This is a genomic window from Borrelia persica No12 (assembly GCF_000500045.1).
In the GTDB taxonomy this organism is placed as follows: Bacteria; Spirochaetota; Spirochaetia; order Borreliales; family Borreliaceae; genus Borrelia; species Borrelia persica.
The window spans coordinates 1-726 of record NZ_AYOT01000015.1 but is presented as its reverse complement, the minus strand read 5'-3'; the positions used below and the strand labels follow the sequence as shown (position 1 = coordinate 726).

The 726-nt window shown below is 31.3% G+C and carries 1 protein-coding gene; it reads right to left on the bottom strand.

All coding sequences use genetic code 11. The features are described 5' to 3' along the window. On the bottom strand, positions 1-705 hold a 705-nt coding region (locus tag U881_RS0100175; protein WP_407637293.1), incomplete at its 3' end, for a BTA121 domain-containing protein surface lipoprotein. Between the last annotated feature and the right edge of the window lie 21 nt (positions 706-726).

Here is a 726-nt window from a genome sequence, read left to right as displayed (position 1 = left end):
AGGAAAAACAACAATTTTAGGATCAAATATTATGTCTCTTATCCATTCAATTGTCATTTGCTTTTTGATATCTAAGACATCATAACTAGCAACAAAATTGCTCATTAACTTAAAAAATTTATCAATATCCCGAGAATAATTATCAATGCAAGTCTTAAAAAGAGATGAATCAGAAACAGATAAAATATTCTCATAAATTGCAGCAGCAGTAGGCTTGTTAAATAAACCTTTAAATTGCACTGGATAAGCCCTTATTTTTTCAGCAAATTGCGCTCTCACTTCTCCTTCAAGCAAACCTAAGCTTATCCCTAACCTCTTAGATACATCTCTACCTCTTCTACTTAATGAATAACCTACAGGTGATATATTATCAATGGAATCAACTCTCTCATCAAGATGCTCAATCATATTAATATAGCGTAAATATACAATAATCACGAGTTCAATTTGATCAGTATCCCAACTACTAAGCAAAAGATCAAACTCATCATTGCTATATGTCTTATAACCTTGCTCTCTTGCAATATTATAATCAGTTACTATGCTCCTTATCTCTTCTATGTAATGTCCAGCAATACTAGAAAGTCCTAAATAAAGTCTTAAGTAACGATCTGTCAGGCTTGTAAATTCTGCTACATCGCTCTTCAGCATTTTTAAACGCTTGGAATAATTATTTTTTTGGTCTTTATGATCTACATATTGCACAAATTCATCATATACTCTAGA